This window comes from Finegoldia sp. P1-F-LS (genome assembly GCF_052932205.1).
Genome location: NZ_JBRFJH010000008.1, coordinates 20905 through 46372, shown reverse-complemented (window position 1 = coordinate 46372; position 25468 = coordinate 20905). Strand labels below are relative to the sequence as shown.

The 25468-nt window shown below is 35.2% G+C and carries 19 protein-coding genes and 2 pseudogenes; 18 read left to right on the top strand and 3 right to left on the bottom strand.

Annotation, left to right across the window (positions count from 1 at the left end; genetic code table 11):
• The first annotated feature begins 154 nt into the window (after positions 1–154).
• The 4 genes and pseudogenes from ACU68Y_RS07110 to ACU68Y_RS07095 all read left to right on the top strand — a co-directional run bounded on the left by ACU68Y_RS07110 (position 155) and on the right by ACU68Y_RS07095 (position 2608).
• Positions 155–1675 carry a YifB family Mg chelatase-like AAA ATPase gene (locus ACU68Y_RS07110; RefSeq protein ID WP_060790937.1) on the top strand — a complete coding sequence of 507 codons (1521 nt, stop codon included), beginning with the start codon at positions 155–157 and terminating at the stop codon, positions 1673–1675.
• A gap of 44 nt (positions 1676–1719) precedes the next feature.
• Positions 1720–1842, top strand: a pseudogene (locus ACU68Y_RS07105) (HTH domain-containing protein); the annotation flags it as partial.
• A gap of 25 nt (positions 1843–1867) precedes the next feature.
• The gene (locus tag ACU68Y_RS07100; RefSeq protein ID WP_446765331.1) at positions 1868–2047 is read left to right on the top strand and encodes a magnesium chelatase subunit ChlI family protein; all 180 of its coding nucleotides are present in this window, start codon (positions 1868–1870) and stop codon (positions 2045–2047) included.
• 18 nt (positions 2048–2065) lie between these two features.
• Complete coding sequence (locus tag ACU68Y_RS07095; protein WP_446755731.1) at positions 2066–2608, top strand: GNAT family N-acetyltransferase; 543 nt, start codon at positions 2066–2068, stop codon at positions 2606–2608.
• Between the two features lie 84 nt (positions 2609–2692).
• On the opposite strand, the gene ACU68Y_RS07090 is transcribed toward ACU68Y_RS07095, so the two are convergent.
• The 3 genes from ACU68Y_RS07090 to ACU68Y_RS07080 all read right to left on the bottom strand — a co-directional run bounded on the left by ACU68Y_RS07090 (position 2693) and on the right by ACU68Y_RS07080 (position 5385).
• Positions 2693–3658 (bottom strand): 3-hydroxyacyl-CoA dehydrogenase family protein, encoded by a 966-nt coding sequence (locus ACU68Y_RS07090; RefSeq protein WP_446755732.1) that lies wholly within the window; start codon positions 3656–3658, stop codon positions 2693–2695.
• Between the two features lie 106 nt (positions 3659–3764).
• A complete protein-coding gene (locus tag ACU68Y_RS07085; protein WP_446755733.1) occupies positions 3765–4820 on the bottom strand; it encodes a DUF2871 domain-containing protein in 1056 nt (351 codons plus the stop codon).
• Complete coding sequence (locus ACU68Y_RS07080; RefSeq protein WP_446755734.1) at positions 4807–5385, bottom strand: TetR/AcrR family transcriptional regulator; 579 nt, start codon at positions 5383–5385, stop codon at positions 4807–4809. The genes ACU68Y_RS07085 and ACU68Y_RS07080 overlap by 14 nt, the downstream gene beginning before the upstream one ends.
• A 506-nt stretch (positions 5386–5891) precedes the next feature.
• Here ACU68Y_RS07080 and ACU68Y_RS07075 point away from each other — a divergent pair.
• From ACU68Y_RS07075 to ACU68Y_RS07010, 14 genes and pseudogenes are all read left to right on the top strand, one after another.
• Positions 5892–7103, top strand: coding sequence for a hypothetical protein (locus tag ACU68Y_RS07075; RefSeq protein WP_446755735.1), 1212 nt, complete (start codon positions 5892–5894; stop codon positions 7101–7103).
• A 112-nt stretch (positions 7104–7215) separates the two neighbouring features.
• The gene (locus ACU68Y_RS07070; protein WP_446755736.1) at positions 7216–8394 is read left to right on the top strand and encodes an amidohydrolase; all 1179 of its coding nucleotides are present in this window, start codon (positions 7216–7218) and stop codon (positions 8392–8394) included.
• Between the two features lie 362 nt (positions 8395–8756).
• Positions 8757–11243 (top strand): N-6 DNA methylase, encoded by a 2487-nt coding sequence (locus ACU68Y_RS07065; RefSeq protein WP_094225303.1) that lies wholly within the window; start codon positions 8757–8759, stop codon positions 11241–11243.
• Entirely contained in the window at positions 11237–12271 is a 1035-nt protein-coding gene (locus ACU68Y_RS07060; protein ID WP_094225304.1) for a virulence RhuM family protein, read from the top strand. The genes ACU68Y_RS07065 and ACU68Y_RS07060 overlap by 7 nt, the downstream gene beginning before the upstream one ends.
• Positions 12264–13493 carry a restriction endonuclease subunit S gene (locus tag ACU68Y_RS07055; RefSeq protein WP_094225305.1) on the top strand — a complete coding sequence of 410 codons (1230 nt, stop codon included), beginning with the start codon at positions 12264–12266 and terminating at the stop codon, positions 13491–13493. The genes ACU68Y_RS07060 and ACU68Y_RS07055 overlap by 8 nt, the downstream gene beginning before the upstream one ends.
• A gap of 8 nt (positions 13494–13501) precedes the next feature.
• Complete coding sequence (locus ACU68Y_RS07050) at positions 13502–16618, top strand: type I restriction endonuclease subunit R (RefSeq protein ID WP_316450884.1); 3117 nt, start codon at positions 13502–13504, stop codon at positions 16616–16618.
• Positions 16608–17318: a M48 family metallopeptidase gene (locus ACU68Y_RS07045; RefSeq protein WP_199797395.1), complete on the top strand. Its 711-nt coding sequence runs from the start codon at positions 16608–16610 to the stop codon at positions 17316–17318. The genes ACU68Y_RS07050 and ACU68Y_RS07045 overlap by 11 nt, the downstream gene beginning before the upstream one ends.
• Positions 17319–17412: 94 nt before the next feature.
• The gene (gene tuf / locus ACU68Y_RS07040; protein WP_002842030.1) at positions 17413–18606 is read left to right on the top strand and encodes an elongation factor Tu; all 1194 of its coding nucleotides are present in this window, start codon (positions 17413–17415) and stop codon (positions 18604–18606) included.
• Between the two features lie 84 nt (positions 18607–18690).
• Positions 18691–19074 (top strand): ATP cone domain-containing protein, encoded by a 384-nt coding sequence (locus ACU68Y_RS07035; protein WP_316535299.1) that lies wholly within the window; start codon positions 18691–18693, stop codon positions 19072–19074.
• A gap of 12 nt (positions 19075–19086) precedes the next feature.
• Positions 19087–20022: pseudogene (locus ACU68Y_RS07030) on the top strand (cell wall-binding repeat-containing protein); the annotation flags it as partial.
• Between the two features lie 1743 nt (positions 20023–21765).
• Complete coding sequence (locus tag ACU68Y_RS07025) at positions 21766–23079, top strand: cell wall-binding repeat-containing protein (protein ID WP_446755739.1); 1314 nt, start codon at positions 21766–21768, stop codon at positions 23077–23079.
• 102 nt (positions 23080–23181) lie between these two features.
• Positions 23182–23451, top strand: coding sequence for a hypothetical protein (locus tag ACU68Y_RS07020; RefSeq protein ID WP_446755740.1), 270 nt, complete (start codon positions 23182–23184; stop codon positions 23449–23451).
• A gap of 78 nt (positions 23452–23529) precedes the next feature.
• Positions 23530–24768 (top strand): cell wall-binding repeat-containing protein, encoded by a 1239-nt coding sequence (locus ACU68Y_RS07015; RefSeq protein WP_446755741.1) that lies wholly within the window; start codon positions 23530–23532, stop codon positions 24766–24768.
• 84 nt (positions 24769–24852) lie between these two features.
• Complete coding sequence (locus tag ACU68Y_RS07010; protein ID WP_002842018.1) at positions 24853–25395, top strand: hypothetical protein; 543 nt, start codon at positions 24853–24855, stop codon at positions 25393–25395.
• The last annotated feature ends 73 nt before the right edge of the window (positions 25396–25468 follow it).

Genomic DNA, 25468 nt, shown 5'->3' with positions numbered 1-25468 from the left:
CACCGATTTTTTATTTGTCCAAATACAGTGATATAATATAGATAATAAGTTTGTATAAAATTGGTTGATAATTAATGTCTATTGAAAAATCAAAATGCGTAATTGTCAATTTTTCGGTATAAATCACATTAATAATTAATAACAAGGAGAAAATATGTATTCGAAAGTAAAAACGTGTTGTTTGGAAGGGTTGAACGGATATGTCGTGGAATGCGAGTGCGACCTTGCAAATGGACTGCGTTCATTTAACATCGTTGGCCTTCCTGACGCTTCTATAAAAGAATCCAAGGAAAGAGTGCGCTCTGCGATTGAAAACACTGGAATCAGATTTCCAGTGAAACGTATCACGATTAATTTGGCACCGGCAAATTTGAGAAAAGAAGGTTCCCAGCTAGACCTTGCGATTGCGATGGCGATTTTGCAATCAATGGGAGTGGTGGAAGATTTTTCAGAAAAATGGGCGTTCATCGGAGAACTATCATTGGACGGACGACTAAATCCAGTGAATGGGTCGTTGTGCATGGTGTTGTCACTTAAAGATTTGGGATACGAACGAGTTTACATACCCAAACAAAACGCACAAGAATGCAGCATGGTCAAAGGAATAGAGAAGGTTTGTGTGGAAAGTTTGGATGAAATCATCAGGATTTTGAATGGCGAACAAGAATTGAAAATCTTAGATGACATTGACATCATGCAACAAGAAATACATTACGACGTTGATTTTTCGGACATAAAAGGGCAAAAATTTCTCAAAAGAGCGATGGAAATATCTGCGGCGGGATTTCATAATTTGTTGATGATTGGGCCTCCTGGAAGCGGCAAAACAATGTCTGCAATGAGACTTAGCACGATTTTACCCGACATGAGCTTCGATGAAATAATGGAAACCACGAAAATTTACTCCGTAGCAGGATTATTAGGAGAGAAAAACATCGTAACAACAAGACCATTTCGTTCGCCTCATCACACCGCAAGTCAAGTCAGCCTTATAGGTGGTGGACGTGTGCCAAAACCAGGGGAAATCAGCCTCGCACACAACGGAGCATTGTTCTTGGACGAACTTCCAGAATTTTCCAAATCGACAATAGAAGTGTTGCGTCAACCACTCGAAACGAAAAACATTACCATAACAAGAGTCAACGCATCCTTGTCATATCCTGCAAATTTCCTATTTGTCGCAGGAATGAATCCGTGTCCTTGCGGATACTACGGTGATCCAAACCACGAATGTACTTGCTCGCAAAACCAAATCGCAAATTACCTCAACAAAGTCAGCCGTCCGATACTCGATAGAATCGACATCCACGTCGAAGTTTCGCCAGTAAAATTGGACGAACTCACAACAGATGAGAAATGCGACACATCAGAACAAATCAAAAAACGAGTTGAAGCTGCACGAGAAATCCAAAAACAACGTTTCAAAAACGAAAAAATCACAACCAATTCACAAATGAACACCCGACAAATCAGAAAATACTGCAAATTAAACGACGAACTAAACTCCATCATACAATTGGCATTCGACAAATACAAATTCTCCGCCAGATCATTCGACAAAATACTCAAAATATCACGCACAATCGCAGACCTAGACGGAAAAGAAAACATCGAAGCCAAGCATTTGATGGAAGCCATCAGATATAGGACAGTGGATCAGAAATACTGGGGGTAGGGCAGCGTGTTGCACATGACGATGCACAAGGCGATGCACACAAAATGGCACCGAAAGAAAGACGTCAAGAAATAATAAAAATACTCGAAGAAAACCCAGAGATATCAACAGTGGAACTATCAAAAATATTCTCGGTTTCAAGAAGTACAATAAGCAGAGACTTGAGAAAGTTGCAACGTGTTGCGCATGTGCATGCACAAGGCAATGCACAAAAAGATGCACATGCACAAGATGATACCAAAAATGATACCCAAAATGATACCCAAAATATCAAGCACAATTGCAGACCTAGACGGAAAAGAAAACATTGAAGCCAAACATTTGATGGAAGCTATCAGATATAGGACAGTGGATCAGAAATACTGGGGGTAGTAGGGCAAAGGAGAGAAAATGAAAATACAATTAGAGAGCTTTACCGATAAACATAAAGAAAAGATATGGAGAGATGGATTTTACGAAGAATCACCCGAGTGGGCGAAGTTCAACGGACCGTATTTTGAAGATTATGTTTCTTTTGAAAGCTTAGAATCATTTGAAAAATCTGGTATTTGGAAATATCTTCAACAACCCAATTGCAAAGCTATATTAGTAGACGGTGTTGTCGTTGGCATGGTATCTCAAAATTGGATTGACGAGAAAACTAGATGGATGGAAATAGGAATTGTGATTTACGACGAAAATTACTGGAATAAATCCATAGGAACGAAAGCCCTCAAATTGTGGACAAGCGAAGTGTTCAATGATAACCCACAAATCGAACATCTAGGACTGACTACTTTTAGCGGCAATCCACGAATGATGAAGGCTGCAGAAAAAATCGGATTCACACAAGAGGCAAGAATCAGGAAAGTTCGCTATTGGAAAGGCACATACTATGATAGTATGAAATACGGCGTCACACGTGAAGAGTGGGAAAAATTATCTCAGAAATAAAAAATAATGTAAATCAAAAAACTTAAAAATATTTTTTAAACACAAAAATCTCCCGAGTTTTCGGGAGATTTTCATATTACATAACTAAATCTTAAAATCTTTGTGTAGTCGTAGTATTTCTACGAGCATTCCGTCACGATATTTGGCAAGTGTTTCATTGGTGTTTCCGATGTCTTGTGGTCTATTTTTGATTGCTTCGTGAACTCCATCGACTGTTTTCTTCTTGATGTCGTCTGTAAATTTCGTCCATGTAGCAGCATCTTCTAGCCAAGTTTCCATGGAAGGGCCGATATGGTCGAGCAAACCTTGAAGTCCGTGTTCGCCGCCTCCAAGTTCAAATATTTGTCCTGGACCCATGATTGCCCAGCGAATTGCAGGGCCAAATGTCAACGCAGTTTCGCAATCTTCCATGCTAACGACACCTTTATCCACCAAATCCATCATTTCACGAAGCACCACGGCTTGAAGTCTATTTGCGATAAAACCTGGAACCTCATTTCTGATGACGATAGGTTTCTTGCCCAATCTTACGAACAATTCACGAAGGGCGTCTGCTATTTCTGGGTCTGATTTTTCTCCTTGTGAAATCTCAATCAGTGGAATCAAATGAGGTGGGTTGTAAGGGTGTGCTCCGAAAATTCTTTCGGGATGTTTGGCATCTTCTGCAATTTTAGTGATAAGTAGTCCTGATGTTGCAGAACACAAGACACAATCAGGCTTTGCGTATTTTTCAAAAACCTTCACGAATTCTTTTTTCACATTGTAGTTTTCAGGAATACATTCTTCCACAATGTCTGCAAATTCAATCGCTTCTTTTTCGTCGGTAGTGTATCTAATTCTTGCCATGATCGTTTGTTTATCTTCATCAACGACATTCTTTTCAATCAATTCGTCGACGTATTTTTCGATAATCTTCTTTGATTTGTTCTCTTCATTTTCATCCAAATTATACAAGACAACATCCATCTTGCCCATCGCAAAAAGCAAAGTAAACGACGAACCAATCACGCCGCCGCCAATGACACAGGCCTTTTCAAATTTTCTAGCCATAAAATCCTCCTTAATAATTCAAATTTCCGATAACTTTCACTACATATATACCCAAAGAAAACCTCACATCACACAAAAAGAGTAGCCCGCAAGCTACTCTCACAAATCATTCTGATATTTTCAAATTATATGCCCTCACAAACATCCACACAATTCCAACTGATAGGACAATGTGGCCGATGCCAGAAGTACCATCGATTGCCGCACGCACAATCACATCCGATCCCTCACGAACGACCTCGTAAATTCCAATCACAACCATATTTGCGATTGTGAACACAAGACCTGTCAGATAAATTTCATAAGGTTTCTTCAAAGATTTCACATCTTTCATATCTTTTGCCAACAAATACATCAACAAACTAACGACAAATCCCAAAACCAAAGTGTGAATGTGAATCTTTCCGAGATGAGTTGCATCGGTAAATGCGTAAAATTTCGTAAATTCACGATAGAACACGCCACCGATAAGTCCCATAATCAAAATCGTAATAGAATTTGCGAACAAATTATTTGCCCCGAAATCACTAACGAAATATTTGAAACCCATCCACACAATCAACAAATACGCCACAGTTTTTGGCATCATCAAAGCGCCAATCGCAGGGACAGTCTTGCTGAACAACACAACAGGAACGTAGAACAAAAACGACAACGAAATCAAAATCCACATGTGTTTGAACGCGAGGATTTCCTTCTTCTTGTACGACCACACAACAAGCAAAATTCCCATAATCAAGAAAGGAACATTCCTGTAAATTCCAAACATATAATTTCCGTCCGCCGTTCCCCAATTATTTTGTGGCAACAACACAAGACCAATTCTCAACATTGCCAAGCCGTAAATCAACCATTTTTTCACATTGTCAGTATCATTACTTTGCATCCTATAATAATGATAATAAAGCACGTAGAAAATCGTCATTGTAATACTCGTCACAAATTGACCCCACGACAAAACAGCCGCGTGCGCCGCAAAACCTCCCGGACTCAAATGCGAAATCACCCTCGGAATCAAATGAAACCCATCGCCAATACCAAGTACCATCGCCATGATCCCGAACAACTTCGCGCCATTTTTCTTCTCCAACAACAACCTCACACCAAAAGCCACCACAATCATCAAATAACACACATCAAATAAACTCTCAACAATCTTCATGTTCTACTCCCTTCTTCAACCAATTAATATGAAGCCTGTATTTTTCAATGAAAACATCCCTCGACCATTCTTCCTTGAAATTTCTCTCAATCAAACTGTGAATAATCGCCTTCATAAAATACACAAGCTCTTGTTTCATACAATCAGAATTATCCTGGAAAATCTCGTAATACTCGTTTTTCGTAGCCCTCCAGCCATCTTCAAGCTCACTATTCCAATACAAATACCTAAACTTGTACAAATTATACTCGCCATCCGCAAAAATCACATCGCACACCTCATCTCCAAACGCATCCAACGCCACGGACACATCGTTGTTGTTATTCTTCAACACAGACATGAAAAGCAAATGCACATCCTTCGTTTCCTTATCCAAAATGTAAAAATAACTATCCATCAAATCATCAAAATATTGGTAGAAACTCCCGCGCGCAATAGAAAGCCTCTCCACAATATTTTTCACATTACAATCCTTGAAAGGCTTCTTGGAGAACTCATCCTTCAAAACCTCATCAATCAAATTTCTTTTATCTTCACTTAAATTATAAAAAGTTTGCTTTGGCATATAATCACTCCTCAAATAAAATGACACCTTGTCATAATTAAATTATAAATGACACAGTGTCATTCGTCAAGATTTTTTCTCAGCACAAATAAATTTTACGCACACATCAAATTCGAACGAAAAATCAAAAAAATATAAAAAAATCACTAAAATTAAAATAAATAAAATTAAAAAATAAAAGAATAGTTTTCCTTTTCTCAAAAAATGCATAAAAGTTTCTTTATAAATAGTTTATGCACAAAATATACGGAACAAAAAAATAATAATCGTACAAATTACAAGATAAAAAAAGAACACACAAACATCATTTGATTTTTTATTAGCAAGTAATATCAGAGAAGAAAATGTTTTACTGAATGCCGGATACACCGAATAACATGGTTTATCGGTTTAAAGTGCAAAATTTTTTAGGTTTTAGTGTTGACACACCAAAATTATTAATATATAATTATTTTTAAATTTATACACTTTAACACATAAAAGTGTGGAAGCAAGGAGGAAGATTAATGGACGCATTATTGGCATTATTATTTATTTTTATCGTGTACACAATCGGCGATGTTGTGGCGACGGCTACAAAAAGTATCGTACCATCGTTGTTCGTGTGCTCAGCAATATTCTTGGTAAGTTTTTGGGTAGGCATGCCACAAACTTTATTCAAGGATTCGTTTTTGTTCAACATAGGAGCTGTGTTCATTCCAGTATTATTGGTACACATGGGTTCTATGCTTAATCTCAAACAATTAATGGAACAATGGAAGACAGTTATCATTTCCGCAGCAGGAATCGTAGGGATTTGTGCATTGTTATTGACAGTAGGAAGTGTAATTGTAGGAAAAGAAACAGCAATCGTTGCAGCACCACCTATCTCTGGTGGAGTAATCGCAGGATTACAAATGGCAGAAGCTGCGAATGCAATTAAAAGAGCAGACCTGAAACTCATGGCAACATTACTTGTAGTACTTCAAGGATTCGTCGGCTATCCATTGGCATCATTTTGTCTCAGAAAAACAGCTCACAATATATTGAAGCTAAAATCAGAAGGTCACGTATTTGAAAAAATTCAAGAAACAGATGGAGAAGAAAAGAAATCAATATTTCATCTACCATTAAAATACGCAACAGCCAACTATTACTTGGCAAAAACAGTGCTAATCGCATTTGTAGCGACATTCATCGCAGGACAATTGAAAAAAGTCGACACAGGAATATTCTTGGCGAATGTATTCATCAGAATCGACAAGAACGTACTAGCACTAATCTTCGGAATAATATTTTCTGAAATAGGAGTATTGGAAAGACAACCACTTAGCAAAGGAAATTCATTCGGATTTTTGATGGCAGCATTAATGGCTGTAATCTACGGTGGACTTGCAGGTGCAAGCCCACAAGATGTTTTGAATATTTGTATGCCAATAGTTATTTGTCTAGTAATCGGTACTATTGGTATAGGAATCATGTCAGTTCTAATCGGTAAAATATTGAAGGTAGACGGCTGGATGGCATTTGCAATTGGATCATCCGCTTTATTTGGATTCCCAGGAACATATATAGTTTCCAAAGAAGTTGCAAGCGGCGTGTGTGACAACGAAGAAGATAAGAAACTCGTATTGTCACAAATCTTACCAAAAATGTTGGTAGCAGGATTCGTAACAGTATCCATAGGATCAGTTGTACTTGCAGGAATATTAGCACCATTATTAACACCAGGAGTTTAATTATTTTACAAATTAAAAAGGAGTAAGGGGTAAAATAAATTCCAAATAAGGTTAAAACAATAAGGGAAATTAGGAGAAAATACAACAAAAAACATACAACAAGGAGTAAACAATGAACGTAAAAGATATAAAAGACAAATACAAAGATTATGTAGTAGAAATGAGAAGATATTTCCATCAATATCCAGAATTATCTTACCAAGAATTCGAAACAACAAAAAGAATCTGCGAAGAATTGGATAAAATGGGAATAGAATACGAAATACCTACAGAAAAACCACAAACAGGAGTCATCGGAGTAATCAAAGGGAAAAAACCTGGAAAGACAGTTGCACTAAGAGCAGACATCGATGCACTTAACGTAACAGAAATGAACGATGTAGATTACAAATCCAAAAACGTCGGCAAAATGCACGCATGTGGCCACGACACACACATCGCCATGTTACTTGCAGCAGCCAAAATGCTAAAAGAAGTAGAAGATCAGTTGTGCGGCAAAGTATATTTGATATTCCAACCAGCAGAAGAAGTTGGAACAGGTGCCAAATACATGATGAGACAAGGAACATGGTTCGAAGAAACAGACAACATCTACGGATCGCACATTTGGTCAGGATGCGACGCAGGCAAAATCTCCATAGAAGCAGGCCCAAGAATGGCAGCAGCAGACATGTTCAAAATAAAAATCATAGGAAAATCTGGACATGGATCACTACCGAACGAAACAGTCGATGCAGTAGTAGTAGGAGCAGCAGTAGTCAACGCACTACAGCAACTCGTTTCCAGAAACTACTCTCCACTTGAATCAGTTACAGTAACAGTTGGATCATTCCACAGCGGCAACAGATTCAACATCATCGCAGGAGAAGCAGAAATAGAAGGAACCAACAGATATTTCTCCAGAAAAATCGGCGCGACAATACAAGATGACATGAGAAGAGTCATCAAAGGAGTGTGTGACGCTTACGGAGCAACTTATGAAATGGACTACACATATATCTTGGGACCAACAATCAACGAAGAAAAATCATCCGAACTTGCAGCCAAGGCAATCGAAAAATTCGCAGGCATTGACGCCATCGGAAAAATGCAAAAAACAACAGGAGGAGAAGACTTCTCATACTATCTTGAAAAGAAACCTGGCTGCTTCGGATTCGTAGGATGTAGAAACCCAGAAGTAGGAGCAGATTATCCACATCACAACGAAAGATTCAACGTAGATGAATCAGTACTCATCAATGGCGCCGCAACATACGCACAATACGCCATCGATTTTCTAAACCAACAATAAATTTAACAAAAAACCAACTATAAACATCGCTCATATTACATTTCCTCCAGGAATCGAGGATTTGATTCTCCAACAAAATCAAACCAAAAGCGAATTGATTAACAAAGAAAGTTGGTTGACAATACCAGTGTGGCTATGGCTACGCTGGTTTTTTATTTGGGTAATGGGGAACGTTAAAACGTTATTTTATTGAAAAAACCACATAAATATGATAAGATGATGAAAAAATAAATTATAAATAAATAAAATATTATTTTCAAATTAAATTAATTCTTCTATAAAGTTTTAAAATCATTTTAAATAATTTGATTTAAATTAAAAAATAATAATGATTTATAGTAAAAAATTAAGGGGAAGATACAATGGCAGTAAAAAAATCAGAATTATACTCCATACTATGGGATGCGGCAAATAAACTCAGAGGTGGAGTGGAACCTTCAAGATACAAGGATTATGTTCTACTACTTTTGTTTTTCAAATACGTTACAGATAAATACAAAGGACAAAGATACGGTGAATTTGAAATAGGAGAAGGAGCTTCCTTTGATGATCTTATAATGGCAAAGGGAAAGCCAGACGTAGGCGAACGTGTAGACAAGATTATTCAAAAATTTCTAGAAATAAATAACCTAAAAGGTGCACTTCCAGATGTTTCGTTTAACAATCCTGAAGAATTAGGAAAAGGAAAAGAATTAGTTGACAAAGTATCGGGATTGATTGCGATTTTCCAAAATCCTGCCATAGATTTCAAGAAAAACAGAGCAAGCGGTGATGATATCATCGGGGATGCTTATGAGTATTTCATGATGAAATTCGCACAGGAATCTGGAAAAAGCAAAGGACAGTTCTATACCCCAAGTGAAGTTTCAAGGGTGATTTCCAGACTTATTGGTATTGGAGATATTGAAAATTCACCAAATAAGAAATGGACGTTACACGATCCTGCCGCAGGAAGTGGAAGTTTATTAATCAGAGCAGCAGATGAAGCGCCTGTTGATAGCAACGGCGACTCTATTGTAACTATATACGGACAAGAAAAATATTCAGACACCGCAGGTCTTGCCAAGATGAATTTTATTCTACACAACAAAGGAACTGGAGAAGTTTACAGCGACAATACATTATCAGCGCCATATTATACAGATGATTTTGGTGAATTGCGAAAATTTGATTTTATTGTTATGAATCCACCTTTTTCAGACAAGGATTGGTCAGATGGAATCAAAGCAGACGAAGACACATATCATAGATTTGACGGATACGGCATACCCCCAGAAAAAAACGGAGATTATGCATGGTTTTTGCATGTATTAAAAGCATTAAACGAAAATGGAAAAGCTGGAATAATTCTTCCTCACGGAGTTTTGTTTAGAGGAAATGCTGAAGAAACCATAAGAAAAGAAATATTGAAAAGAAAATACATCAAAGGGATTGTAGGACTTCCTTCAAACTTGTTTTTTGGAACAGGAATTCCAGCTTGTATAATAATCATCGACAAAGAAAATGCTGATAAAAGAGAAGGATTGTTTATGATAGATGCGAGTGATGGATTCAAAAAAGACGGTGACAAGAACAGGCTCAGAGAACAAGACATCGAAAAAATCGTACAAGTTTTTACGAATAAAACAGAAATCAAAGGGTATTCACGATTTATCACTTACACAGAAATCATAGAAGACAACAATGCGAACCTAAATGTTCCAAGATATATCAGTAAAATCAACAAAAATTTACCTCAAAACATCAATTCGCATCTAAATGGCGGAATACCAGAAAAAGACATAGACTCAATGGAAAGATTGTGGAATATATCTAGTGAATTAAGAAATGAAATTTTTGAAAAAAGAGATAACGCTAAAGTATACGACTTGAAAGTAGAGCCAGACAACATAGAAGATCTAATATTTGAAGACGGAAAAATCAAAAAAGTAATACAAGAAGAAACAATAGACATATTCAATATTTGGAAACAACAATCAGAAAGCGTATTGAAAAATATTGACAAAACAATAATTCCTAAAAAATTAATAAGAGAACTAGGATTTTCGATATTAAAAGCCTACGAAAAATCCAAACTATTAGACAATTATGATGCGTATGATTTTCTATTGAACTATTGGAATGAAAAAATGCAAGATGATGTATACCTAATAAAAGCATCGGGATATGGAGCAGGTTGTGAAATCGATAGAAAATATGGCAAGAAAAAAATAAAAGATGAACAAGGAATCGAAATAGAAATAGAAGATAAAAAGAAATTCAAATCATTTGATGGACTTTTAATTCCTAAAGAAATTATAGAAAAAGAATACTTCAATGATGAACTAGAAGAAATATCAGCCATCAACTCAACAATTTCAGAAATAGATGAGAAAATGAATGAAATATTCGAAGAAAATTCAGGAGAAGATGGACTTATCAATGATGCAATCAATGACAAAGGAAACATTACCAAAAAAAGTTTAACAGATCGAATCAAACAAATCGACAAAAACAAGGATAAGGATGAATATGAGCTACTAATCTCATATCAAAACTTATTAAAGAAAAAAGATTCACAAAACAAAGAACTAAAATCAAAAACAAAATCACTCGATGAAAGAATCGAAGAACAATACAGTAAACTAACGGAAAAAGAAATAAAAGACTTGTTATTTGACAAGAAATGGATGGCGAGAATCAACAATGACATAAAAGATGCTGTAGATAGCGAAATAAATAATATTGCAGCTAAGCTTGTAGAAATATCTAAACGCTACGAAACAACATTGTCACAACTTGAAGAAAGGGTTGAAAATTCACGAAGTGATGTAAGAGATGCATTGGAAAGGATGGGATATTCATGGTAGATTATCCTGAAAAAATAGAATTCTTGCTCTACAAGAACGAACTTACAGAAGCCAAAATTCAAGTTGTCGTAAAAGATGAAACCATTTGGCTGACACAAAAGGCAATGTCGGAGCTTTTTGGAGTTGGGGTTCCTGCTATTTCCAAGCACCTATCAAATATATTTAAAGAAGGAGAATTGGACAAAAATGTGGTTGTTTCCATTTTGGAAATAACCACTAAACACGGAGCAATTGAGGGAAAAACACAAGAAAAGAAAACCCAATTCTACAACTTGGATGCTATTATTTCTGTAGGGTACCGTGTCAATTCGAGACAAGCTACCAACTTTAGAATATGGGCGACCAATGTACTCAAAGAATACATTAGAAAAGGATTTGTTTTAAATGACGAAATGCTATCTCAAGGAAAAAGCACTTTCGGCACAGACTATTTCAGAGAACTTCTAGAAAGAGTACGTTCAATCAGAGCAAGTGAACGCAGGATTTGGCAACAGATCACAGATATATTTGCTGAATGCAGCTTTGATTACGACAAAAATTCTGAAATTACGAGAAATTTCTACGCAATGGTACAAAACAAATTTCACTATGCAATAACAGGAAAAACAGCAGCAGAAATTATCTACGAAAAAAGTGATTCAACGAAAAACAACATGGGACTAGCAACGTGGAAAAATTCACCAGACGGTAGAATATTAAAAACCGATGTAACAGTTGCCAAGAACTATCTATCAGAAAAAGAAATCAGAAAACTGGAACGACTTGTTACAGGATATTTTGATTACGTAGAAGATTTGATAGAAGATGAAGTGCTTTTGGGAATGGAAGATTTCTCATCATCATTAAATGATTTCTTGAATTTTAGAAGATACAAGATATTATCGGGAAATGGTCACATCAGCGCAAAAAAAGCACGAGAAAAAGCTATTGGTGAGTACATGGTTTTCAACAAAAATCAATTGATCAATTCTGATTTTGATAAGTTTATTAAAAAGAATAGCCTTGAAGGCGGTGAGAAAGATGAGTGATTATCCAAAGGATTGGGAAGAGGTTGAGTTAGGAGAGTACAATTTAATAACATCTAGTAAAAGGGTTTTTGAAAAAGAATGGGAAAACAGGGGTGTTCCTTTTTTTAGGACAAGGGATATTGTAAGTTTTCATTCAAAAGAAGAACAAAATGATAAATTATTTATTTCAGAAGAAACCTATCGAAATAAGGTAATGGTGTCAGGAGCACCTCATAAAGGAGATTTATTAGTTACGGGAGTAGGTAGTATTGGAATTCCATTTTTGATAGAAAATGATAATAAAATTTATTTTAAAGATGGAAATATAATATGGATAAAAAAAGGAGATTTTTTTCATCCTAAATACTTATATTACCTGTTTTTATCAAGTAAAATTAAAAATCAGATATTAAACCTTTCTGGATTTACAACAGTCGGAACATTTACTATACAGAATGCGAAAAAACTTAAAATTCCAATACCACCACTAGAAGAACAAAAAGTCATTGCCGATACTCTAATGACATTTGATAAACACATTGAAAATCTTGAAAATCTTATTGAAAAGAAAAAGATGATCCGAGATGGCGCCGTGGAAGATTTGATGACAGGGAAAACAAGACTCGATGGATTTGATGATGAGTGGGAAGAAGTCGGATTTTCTGATGTAGTTATTCCAAAGGCTCGAATAGGGTGGCAAGGATTAAAAAAGGAAGAATATCTACAATCAGGATATTCATATTTAATCAGTGGCACTGATTTTAATAATGGGACTATATCTTTTGACGGAATTAGCTTTGTAACTAAAGAAAGATTTGACCTCGATGTGAATATTCAAGTTTGTAGTGGTGATGTATTGGTAACGAAAGATGGAACGATTGGTAAGGTTGCTATTGTTCCTAATATCAACAAAAAAGCTACGTTAAATAGTGGAGTTTTTGTGTTTAAAACAAATAAAAAACTAAAAAAATATTTTTTATATTGGATATTAAGGTCATCGATGTTTGAAAAATTTATCAGTGAACTGTCAGCCGGGTCTACAATAAAACATTTATATCAGAAAGATTTAAAGAGATTTTCTCTTTACATCCCAACCGGTATAAAAGAACAACAAGCCATTGCAGATATTCTAACTTCAATGGATGATGAAATACAAGACTTGGAAGATGAAAAAGCAAAGATTGAGAAAATAAGAGCTGGAGCGATGGATGATTTACTAACTGGCAAGGTAAGGCTTGTCTAGGAGGAAATATGAAAGTAGATAAGGAGATAAAATTACAAGAGCGAGTCCTCGATGTTTTGAAAGAGGATTTGGGATATAGGTATATCGGAAATCTTAAGTGTTACGATAATAAATCTATAAAAGAGGATGATTTTACAAGAAATCTAGAAAAAAGAGGATATTCTTCTCATCTTGTGAAGCTTTGCTTGAAAAAAGTAAAAGATGTAGCGTTTAATCAAACTTCCAGCCTTTACAGGAACAATATGGAATTTTATTCTATTCTTAGATATGGTGTGCAGGGATTACAAGATGAAAACAAAAACAGAGTTACAGTTGATTTGATTGATTGGGATAATATCGAAAACAATGATTTTGCTGTGGCAGAAGAGGTAAGTGTTTTATGTTTAGATGGTAAGAAGCACAAGCGCCCCGATGTTGTGATTTATGTTAATGGAATTGCGTTGGGAGTTTTTGAACTGAAAAGATCTTCTGTGAGTATCGGTGAAGGTATCAGACAAAATCTACACAATCAAAAACAAGAAAATATCGCGAGGTTTTTCAATACGGTTCAGTTTGTTTTTGCGGGAAATGAGTCTGAGGGACTCAAATATGGGACTATTTGTACTCCTGAAAAGTTCTATCTTCAATGGAAGGAAGATAAGAATGCAACAGATGAATTGAGTATGCGTATTAGAAAATTACAGAATGAAGAATCTAATAGACTCAGAAATGGTATCGTGTCTTTGTGTGAAAAAGAAAGATTCTTGTCTATGATTTATGATTTTGTTATTTTTGATGCGGGAAAAAAGAAACTTGCTCGTCACAACCAATATTTTGCAAATATTGCGGCTAGGGATTTTATTAAAAGAAAAGAAGGCGGCATTATTTGGAATACGCAAGGATCTGGCAAGTCTCTTATTATGGTGTGGTTAACAAAATGGATTATAGAAAACATCGAAGACAGTCGTGTTGTAATTATTACCGATAGAGACGAGTTAGACGATCAGATTGAAGGATTATTCTCCGATGTAGATATTAGTATAGCAAGGGCAAGGTCAGGTAAACATTTAAGAGATTTATTAAACACGTATGATGAGTCAATTATTTGTTCTCTTATTCATAAATACGGACATAATGCTGGTAATCAATCTGATGTTGATTTATATGTCAAGGAATTGGAAAAAAGTTTGGGCAGTGATTATGAGGCCAAGGGAAATATTGTGGCTTTTATTGATGAGTGTCACAGAACAAATTCTGGTAAACTTCACAAGGCTGTGAGAACTTTGATGCCTAATGCTACTATTATTGGTTTTACGGGAACTCCTCTTTTAAAAAAGGACAAGCAAACTAGTCGCGAGGTGTTTGGGGAATTCATCCACACTTACAAGTTTGACGAGGGTGTAGAAGATGGAGTTGTACTTGATTTAAGATATGAAGCAAGGGATGTGGATCAAAATCTGACTAATCAATCAAGGGTTGATGTTTGGTTTGAAACAAAGACGAAGGGTCTGACTGATTATGCAAAAAACAAGCTTAAATCATCATGGGCATCGTTGAACAAACTGTATTCATCGAGACAAAGATTAGAAAAAATTGCGGCTGATATTATTTTTGATATGGAAACGAAGCCTAGGTTGTCTTGTGATCGAGGAACGGCTATGCTTGTCGCTGGTGATATTCTGCAAGCTTGCAAGTATTGGGAGATATTTCAATCAAATGGATTTAAGAAGTGTGCGGTGGTGACTTCATACGAACCGAATGCAGCGAGCGTAAGAACAGCTACGTCTGATTTGAACGAACAAAGTGAAAGCGAATACAAAAAAGAAATCTACGAAAGAATGTTAGCTGGTAGGTCTACTTCTGATTATGAAAGTGAAGTAAAGAAAAAGTTCAAGGAAGAGCCTGCGAATATGAAACTTTTAATTGTTGTGGACAAGCTGTTGACAGGTTTTGATGCTCCGAGTGCGACGTATTTGTATATTGATAAATCAATGAGAGATCATGATTTGTTTCAAGCTATTTGTAGAGTAAACAGACCAGATGGTGAAGACAAAGATTACGGTTATATTGTTGATTACAAGGATTTGTTCAAGAATGTTCAGCTTGCAATCACTGATTATACGAGTGGTGCGTTTGAAGATTACGCAGCTGAAGATGTGGATGGACTTATTAAGGGTCGTTACGAGGAAGCAAAGGCAGAAATGGTAGGAGCAAGGGCTTCTCTTAATGATTTGTTTTCAAATATAGAGGATAAATCAGAGGATTCCAAAATTATTGAGTATTTCTGTGGAGACAGGGAAGATGATGAGACTTACTTGGGTAGAAGAGAAGTGTTTTATTCAATTTCATCGTCATACACGAGGGCTTTTGCAAATTGTTGTGATAAGTTGGTTTCAGATTTCGGATATAACGACAAGGAAGTTAATAAATTAAGAAATGAAATAACAAATTACAACAAGATTAAAGAAATGATAAAACTTGCTAGCTACGATTATATAGATTTGAAACCTTATGAATCAGATATGAGATATATTTTGGATACTTATGTGATGGCTGAGGACAGCACTATTATTAGTGAATTGGAAAATATGTCGTTGGTAGAGTTATTGCTAAGTAGTGACACGAAATCTCCAATTGACCAAATTGTAGATGGCCTTCCTGGAGATGATAATGCAAAATCTGAGATTATCGAAAACAATTTAACTTATGAAATCGTCAAAAGGAAGTCTTCTAATGAAGTATATTATGGGAAATTATCGGAAATGTTGGAAGAAGTTATTGAGCAAAGAAAAATTGGCGTTATAAGTTATGAAAATTATCTTAAAGAAGTAACTAAAATAGCGCAGAATATAATTCATCCAGAAGACAGCGATAATTATCCTGATTATATAAAGGATAGCGAAGCGAAGAGAGCTATTTATGATTATTTAGGAGATGAGGGCGGAGATCTTGCGTATATATTAGATAGTGCAATAAAAACTTCGATACAACCAGATTGGATGACCAATAGACAAAAACAAAACAAAATAAAAGGCTCTATATATGATGTGTTGTGCGAACATGGAAAAGATGAAAACTTAGCCGATGATTTGACGGAAGAAATTTTTGATATAGTAAAAAGTCAGGATGAGTATCGTGAAATATAATGAAATAATTGATGGATTAGGTGTAGAAATTCACAAAAAAAGCAATTTGAAAAATTTGTATATAAGAATATTTCCGCCTGATGGAGATGTGAAGGTAAGTGTTCCTTTGAAGTGCTCAGATGAAGAAATCAAATATTTCGTATTAAAGAATATGACCAAAATAAAAAATGTTAAAGAAAAATTTCGAAATCAACCACGACTATCTAAACGCGAATATGTGTCTGGAGAATCGTGTTATTTATGGGGGAAGACATATATTTTAGAGGTAGTTTATGAGAATAAAAAGCCTGAGGTTGTGGTTACTCCGAAAAAAATTATTCTAAGAGTAAGAGAAGGTTCGGATGTTAAAAAAAGAGAGTCAATAATTAATGAATGGTACAGGAATGAGCTCAAAAGAGTTTTAAAAATTGTTTCGAAAAAGTGCGAGAAAAACACTGGATTGATAGCAAATGAATATAGAGTAAAAAATATGAAGACTAAGTGGGGAACTTGTAATATTAACAAGAAGAGGGTTTGGATTAATCTTCAGTTAGCAAAAAAACCTATCGAATGTTTGGAATATGTCGTAACTCATGAATTGGTCCATTTATTAGAAAGAAATCACACGAATAGATTTTATGAGTTACTTGGAGAATATTATCCTGAGTGGAAAGTAGCACGAAAAATATTATCGGAACAACCACTCGATTATGTAGAATAGAAATAGGTTTAATTTCTTAAATTTCCCCCAAAAAATGTAATTTGTTAACGTTTGTGATATAATAAAAATAACTAAAAATTTCCAGGAGGATAGCATGAGTAAAGCTAAATTTGAAAGAACAAAACCACATGTTAACATTGGTACAATAGGTCACGTTGACCACGGTAAGACAACATTAACAGCAGCAATCACACTTGTATTAAACAAGAGAATGGGATCAGGAGAATTCGTAGACTACGCTAACATCGACAAGGCACCAGAAGAAAGAGAAAGAGGAATCACAATCAACACTTCTCACGTAGAATATGAAACAGAAAAAAGACACTACGCACACGTAGACTGTCCAGGCCACGCTGACTACGTTAAAAACATGATCACAGGAGCAGCACAAATGGACGGAGCAATCCTAGTAGTAAGTGCAGCAGACGGTCCAATGCCACAAACAAGAGAACACATCTTGTTAGCAAGACAAGTAGGCGTACCAAAAATCGCAGTATTCTTAAACAAAGAAGACCAAGTTGACGACCCAGAACTAATCGAATTAGTAGAAATGGAAGTACGTGAACTATTAAACGAATATGAATACGAAGGAGACGACACACCAATCGTAGTAGGATCAGCATTAAAAGCATTAGAAGATCCAGACGGAGAATGGGGAGACAAAATCATGAAATTGATGGAAGAAGTAGACGAATGGATCCCAGCTCCAGTAAGAGACGTAGACCACCCATTCCTAATGCCAGTAGAAGACATCTTCACAATCACAGGACGTGGAACAGTAGCTACAGGTAGAGTAGAAAGAGGAAAAGTAAAAGTTGGTGACAACGTAGAAATCGTAGGACTTACAACAGAAAAAAGAACAGTAGTAGTAACAGGTGTAGAAATGTTCAGAAAACAACTTGACGAAGCAGAAGCAGGAGACAACATCGGAGCATTACTAAGAGGTGTACAAAGAGAAGAAATCGAAAGAGGACAAGTACTAGCAGCACCTGGAACAATACACCCACACACAAAATTTGAAGCAGAAGTATACGTATTAACAAAAGACGAAGGTGGAAGACACACACCATTCTTCTCAGGATACAGACCACAATTCTACTTCAGAACAACAGATGTAACAGGAAACATCGAACTAGAAGAAGGCGTAGAAATGGTAATGCCAGGAGATAACGCAAAATTCATCATCGAATTAATCACTCCAATCGCAATCGAAGAAGGACTAAGATTTGCCATCAGAGAAGGCGGTAGAACAGTAGGAGCAGGCGTTGTTTCTAAAATTATCGCATAATATTTAACTAGATTAATTTGACAAGCTGAGCATCCGTTTTTAATGGATGCTCTTGTTTTATACTTGATTTATAAGGAGGATTTTATGAACGATTTAACAAAAATATTGTTTGACTATTTCAAGGATAACGATATCGACCCAAATAAAGTTGCAAATATAATTGAAGATGCAAAAATAAATGTGCTTGATGAAATGTTTGGAGAAGAAGGAGAATGGGTGCTTAAAAAACTTGGCAGCGTTGAAAGCTTTGACAAGGAAAAAATCTTCCATTCAATAGCCCAAACATCCGATTCTTCTGGAGCGAAGATGAATGCTTCTGATGTGAACATTATCGTTGAAGATGTGTTGAAGAAAATGAAATCTATAAAAAGAAATGTATATCCAACAAAAGAAATCAGAGGATATGTTGAAGAAGCATTAAAAGAAGAAGGCTACGGAAAAGTGCTAGAAGCATACAAAAATATTTAACAAGAGGCAAAAATGAACACGAAATTATTGAAAAAAGTCTTGGCATCGACTCTTGCACTTTCCATGATACTTCCAATTGGAGTTGTCAATGCCGATAAACAAAACATGAAAAATGAAGCAAAATCACAACAAACTACAAGAATATCAGGCAAGGATAGAATCGCAACATCAGTTGAAATATCCAAATCAGCATACACTACATCAGAAAATGTCGTACTTGCAAGTGGATTCAACTTTGCAGATGCTTTGTCAGCAGGACAACTTGCATCAGCACTAGATGCGCCACTTTTATTATCATCACAAGATAAACTTGACTCACAAACAAAAAACGAAATCGAACGTTTGAAAGCGAAGAAAGTTTACGTTGTAGGTGGAGACAATGCAATCAGTAAAACTGGAATTGACACAAACTTACAATCATCAAACATAAATGTAACAAGACTTGAAGGACAAGACAGATATTCTACATCACAAAAAGTCATGGAAAAAACAAAAGAAATCATCAACCCAGAATATTTGTTGATAGCAAGTGGGAAAAACTTCCCAGATGCACTAGCAGCGACAGGATTTTTTGTAAATCACAAATCAGTAATGGTTTTAAGTGATGGTAATTCTTATCCTAAATCAAACTTAAAAGAAATCGCAATCGGCGGGAAAAACCAACTACCACTAAAAGGCTTCACAGGAAAAAGAGTTTCCGGCAAAGACAGATACGAAACAGCACTAGAAATCGCAAAACTATCATTTGACAAGAACAACAACGCAATTCTTGCAAGTGGTCAAGTATTCGCAGATAGCTTGTCAGCAGTAAGCTTAACGAAAAAACACAACGCGCCAATCATACTTACACAATCAAATAGCTTGACAGAAAATGCCAAGAAATATTTGAATGGCAAGAATGTGTTCATAGTTGGTGGGGAAAAGACTGTTGTGAATAAAATAATGACGAATATTACAACAGAAGAAAGAGCGAAAATAGCTTCATTTAACCTTGAAGAAGAAATAGAAAAAGTATTAGCCAAGAAGAAAAACAACGACAATATCAATTTGGAAAAAGAAATCGAAAGAATCTTAGCCAAAAACCAAGCTTATCAAAATTTGATTATTAAACAAGAAGTCGAAAAAGCTCTATCAGGAAAACAAATTGGTAAATCAGTCGACTTGGAAAAAGAAATTGAAAAAATATTGGATAAAAAACAATCTAATAAAAATGTTGACTTGGAGAAAGAGATTGAAAAAATCATAGATAAGAAACTATCCAATAAAAATAATAATTTAGAAAAAGAAATTGAAAAGATCCTAGATAAAAAGAAATCTAATCAAGTAATTGATTTAGAGAAGGAAATCGAAAGAATACTTGATAAGAGAAAAGCTGAAGCAGAAAAGAAAAGACAAGAAAACTCTAAAAAAGATATAGCTTGGCAAGAACTTAATGAAGTAGAATGGTCATTGAAGAATAAAAAGACATACTTGAAAGAATTAGAAGATAGATTACAACGATATCAAAATCCTGAAAAAGACGAGAAGACTATTGAAGATGAAATTAAAAGAATTCAACGTGACATTAAAGAATACGAAGAATACAACAAAGAAAGAATAGACTTTAATAAGAAGAGAATTGAAGAAGTAGACAAAGCGATACCATTAATCGATAAAAGAATTGAGGAAGGTGCATTTGCGTTTTTCGAATGGGCAGGAGAAAAATATCCAGAATATAAGCAAGATGCTGATAATGCGCTAGCTATATTGAATGAACATTACAAAAAAGGTGGTGTAAGGAAAACAGCTGGCGATGCTACAAGTTATGAAAACTTAATAGCCAGTGCGGAATTACACAAGAATCTTAGAGAATTTCAATATAAAGCAGAAGTTGGTAGAAATAACACTAACTTTTCTATTCTTGCAAAATCAATGGTAAGTTGTAACGGAAATGTTTATTCTTCAAAAAACAACACATTTAATGTAGTAGAGCATGTATATTCAGGGTCAGAAAATCCAATAGAATATTGGTACAATGACGGAAAAGCTGTACAAGACGAATTAATAAATATAATCAAAGAAAAGTATACTAATGAGCGAGACCATATAGCCATGGAAAAAGCAAAAGAAGATTACAGAAAAAAACATGGAAAGAATCCGGATTATGGTAATTTTGAGGAGCTTTTAGAATATTCATTCGATGTAGTCGCTATTGCTAGAAATACATCAAATGATGGTTCTGGGAAAGCTACATTTTGTCTTAATGGAGAAAAAATTAACAGTTTTGGAACAAGAGTTTGGAAATTTGATGAAATCATTAAAGAATATAAAAAGGTAACTAATAAGGATGAATTGCTAAAAGAAAAAGTCGAAGCAGAAACAACCGTTAAAAATATAAATCGATATATAAATGAAAGAGAAAATGATATTGACCGCTTGAAAAATGGAAAAAACAATGAGACTGGTAGATTAAAAGAAGAAATTAAGATGCTTGAAAAAGAAATAGCCAGACTTGAAAAAGAATACAAAGAAAAGAAGCAAACTTACGAAAAACTAAAATAACACAAGGGGTGCAGAAGAATCTGCACTCTTTTTAATTGAACGAATTTATCTGAAAAATCTCAAATTGGGTATAATAATATTGAAGGCAAAATAATAGGAGAAATTCCGTTATTTTATTAAAATATCATAATGAATTTATGGAGGAGAAATATGTTAAAAAATCAATTGAAGAAGTTGACTGTAGCGGCATTGGTTGCGGCGATGATTGTGCCAGCAGGTGTATCAAATGCTGATAAACAACAAGTTACAAGAATATCCGGCAAGGATAGAATCGCAACATCTGTAGAAATATCCAAATCAGCATATACTACATCAGAAAATGTCGTACTTGCAAGTGGATTCAACTTCGCAGATGCTTTGTCAGCAGGACAACTTGCATCAGCACTAGATGCTCCACTTTTATTGTCATCACAAGATAAACTTGACTCACAAACAAAAAACGAAATCGAACGTTTGAAAGCGAAGAAAGTTTTTGTTGTAGGTGGAGACAATGCAATCAGTAAAACTGGAATTGACACAACATTAAAATCAGAAAAGATTGACGTAACAAGACTTGAAGGACAAGACAGATATTCTACATCCCAAAAAGTAATGGAAAAAACAAAAGAAATAATCAACCCAGAATATCTGTTGATAGCAAGTGGCAAGAACTTCCCAGACGCACTAGCAGCGACAGGATTTTTTGTAAACCACAAATCAGTAATGGTTTTAAGTGATGGATTAACATATCCACAATCAAACCTACAAGAAATCGCAATCGGTGGGAAAAACCAACTACCACTAAAAGGCTTCAAAGGAAAAAGAGTTTCCGGAAAAGACAGATACGAAACAGCACTTGAAATCGCAAAGCTTTCATTTGACAAGAACAACAACGCAATCCTTGCAAGTGGACAAGTTTTCGCAGATAGCTTGTCAGCAGTAAGCTTGACGAAAAAACATAACGCACCAATCATATTGACACAATCAGACAGCTTGACAGAAAATGCCAAGAAATATTTGAATGGTAAGAATGTGTTTATAGTTGGCGGGGAAAAGACTGTTGTGAATGATATTTTGACTAGAAAAAAACCTGTTGTAAAGAAAGAAGATAAGAATTTGCACACAAAAACTGGTGAATATTATTCAACACTAATACAGCAAAAGCTATCAAAATCAAAATCGAGAGAGTATAACCAAGCTTACGATGTTAAGATCAATGATGATTACCTGATAGTGTCTGGACATATGAAATACTGTAAAGACATTAATTCTTTTTCTGACGGTAAACCTTTAGGTCACAGCGTAAATCATACTTTTAAAATTACAAACAAAACAGAGTTTACAGGAAACAGTGGACAAGCTCGTACAAGTTATTACACACCAGAAGGTTTTATCAAATACTATAATAAAGTTGGTAATGTAGGATTGTCACTATCTATTACTGTTGAAAATGGAGTAGTTACAAAAGTTGGAATATATTCATAAAACTTTAAACACAAGAGTGTGGGTTTTCCTGCACTCTTTTTTGGTGCGATTTTTTGAAAAATCTTGGATAGGGTATAATAATGTTAAGTATAGGAGGAGTTTATGAACAAAACGAAAAACAAAAGCTTGTGGACACTTATCATTGGTGTGGTGTGTCTAGTGATCGCTTTTATATTGAAGGATTTTGAGTTCGGTTTCTTGGGAAATTTGAGACCGATAGGTTTTGTGACGATATATATTTGCCCGATTTTGGGAGTAATCGGAATTGTGCTAGCTTTAATTGAAAAAAGTGTTGCGAGAGCTTTGCTTAACTTTTTGCTTCTTTTATCATTTCCACTGCTTATGATTGTGGGGAATATGCTTATTAAGTAATAAAAATCTAAAATAATTCGTTAGAAATTTTAATATATTATGGTATCATAATAATATATTAAATTATCGGAGGATAAAATGTTTATTAAAAACTTGAAAAAATTGACGATAGCTGCATTAGCTGTTGCGTGTATGATTCCAGCTAGTGTGTCTAGCGCAAATGTTGAAAATGTGTCGAGGATTGCAGGAGAAGATAGGATTGCTACTTCCATTGAAATCTCAAAAAAGATGTTCAATGAATCGGACAATGTTGTACTTGCTAGTGGGTTTAATTTTGCTGATGCTTTATCAGCTGGTCAACTTGCTGCGGCGTTAAATGCGCCACTTATTTTGTCAAAAGATCAATTGGACAGTAGAACTAGCGATGAAATTGCTAAGTTAAAGCCAAAAAATATGTACATTGTTGGTGGCGAAAATGCGTTGAGCTCAAATATTGAAGAATCCGTAAAATCCGTTGTAAATGATATTAACATTGAAAGACTTAAAGGAAACGACAGATATGAAACTTCAGTGAAGGTTATGGAAAAAACCAAGGAGTTTGTCGACGCAGAATACTTATTGATAGCAAGCGGAAAAAACTTCCCTGACGCTCTTAGTGCTACTAGTTTCATGGCAGATCACAAGGCGTTGATGGTTCTTAGTGATGGTAATTCTTATCCGAAATCCAATTTAAAAGAAATCGCAATTGGTGGAGTTAACCAACTTCCGTTGAACGGTTTTACTGGGGAAAGAATTGCAGGAAATGACAGATATCAAACAGCATTGGCTATAGCAAAACGTTCATTTGAAAGTAATGAAAATGCTATATTGGCGAATTCAAAAGTTTTTGCAGATAGTTTGTCAGCGGTAAGCGTTGCGAAAAATTACAAAGCGCCTATTATTTTGACTGACAATGAAAATTTGACACAATCAACTAAGAATTATTTGGAAAAGATGAATTCTGTAACTATTATTGGTGGAGAAAAGTCTGTATCGAGCAATATATTTTCTAATCCTACTGTTGAAGAAGTAAATGAGATGAAAAGACTTGAAAATGAAAGAAAAGCCAGGGAAGAACAAGCTAGAAAGCAAAGGGAATTAGAACTTAAAAAGCAAGAACAAGCCAAAAAAGAGGCTTCTAAACCAACCAAACCTAATTATATCTACCAAGATGGATACGGCCCTGTAGGTGAAGGCAGAATTAAAGGAAATATGAATTCGATGATTTACCATCTTCCTGGACAAAGAGACTACAACAAGATTAAACCAAGTCATATAAGATATTTTAGAACAGAAAAAGAAGCTCGTGCTGCAGGTTTCAGAAGAGCTTTGAGATAATAGAGAATGCTTCGTTAATGACGAGGCATTTTTTGTTGCAATAATCAATCTTATTTGGGTATATATACCACAGGGAGTGATTACATGAGAATTTTTTATGCGATTAAAAATATGGAGATTTGCATCAACAGTGTTGGTGCTGGTATAGAATATTTCAGGATAAATGGTGCGGATGCGATTGATGATTTGAAAATCTGTATTCCTAATTACGGTGTGGACAAGACTTTTCGCTATCCAACAGATGGGCTTTTCGTAAATGAAGAATACGATGTTGTGAGTAAATCCGAGGATATGTGCGTGTTGAGGTTGGTGCGCGAGGGAATCGAAAGTTTTGTTGTGTACCAATTTACACAAGATTTTGTGAATGTGAATGTAAATGTGGTTAACGATTCTGATTGTACGATTAAGATGAATCCAGCGGTTGTGATTGGCTGGAAAAATAATTTGGAAAGCACAAATATTGTGAGTGAAATTTCTGGATACAAATTAGAATCCACGAGCAGTTTTGTTGAAGGAAAATTTTCGTATTATTTTTCTAATTTGAACGAAAAATCTAATCACTCAAAGTTTGGTTTGAAAAGCGGCGAGAAATGTTCTATTTCTGCTAAGATTAGGATAGTTTCGTGATTTGTAGCAGGTGTGGATATAAATTTATACGATATTTTATGATATAATAAGAAGATAACGGAGGTGGGATTAT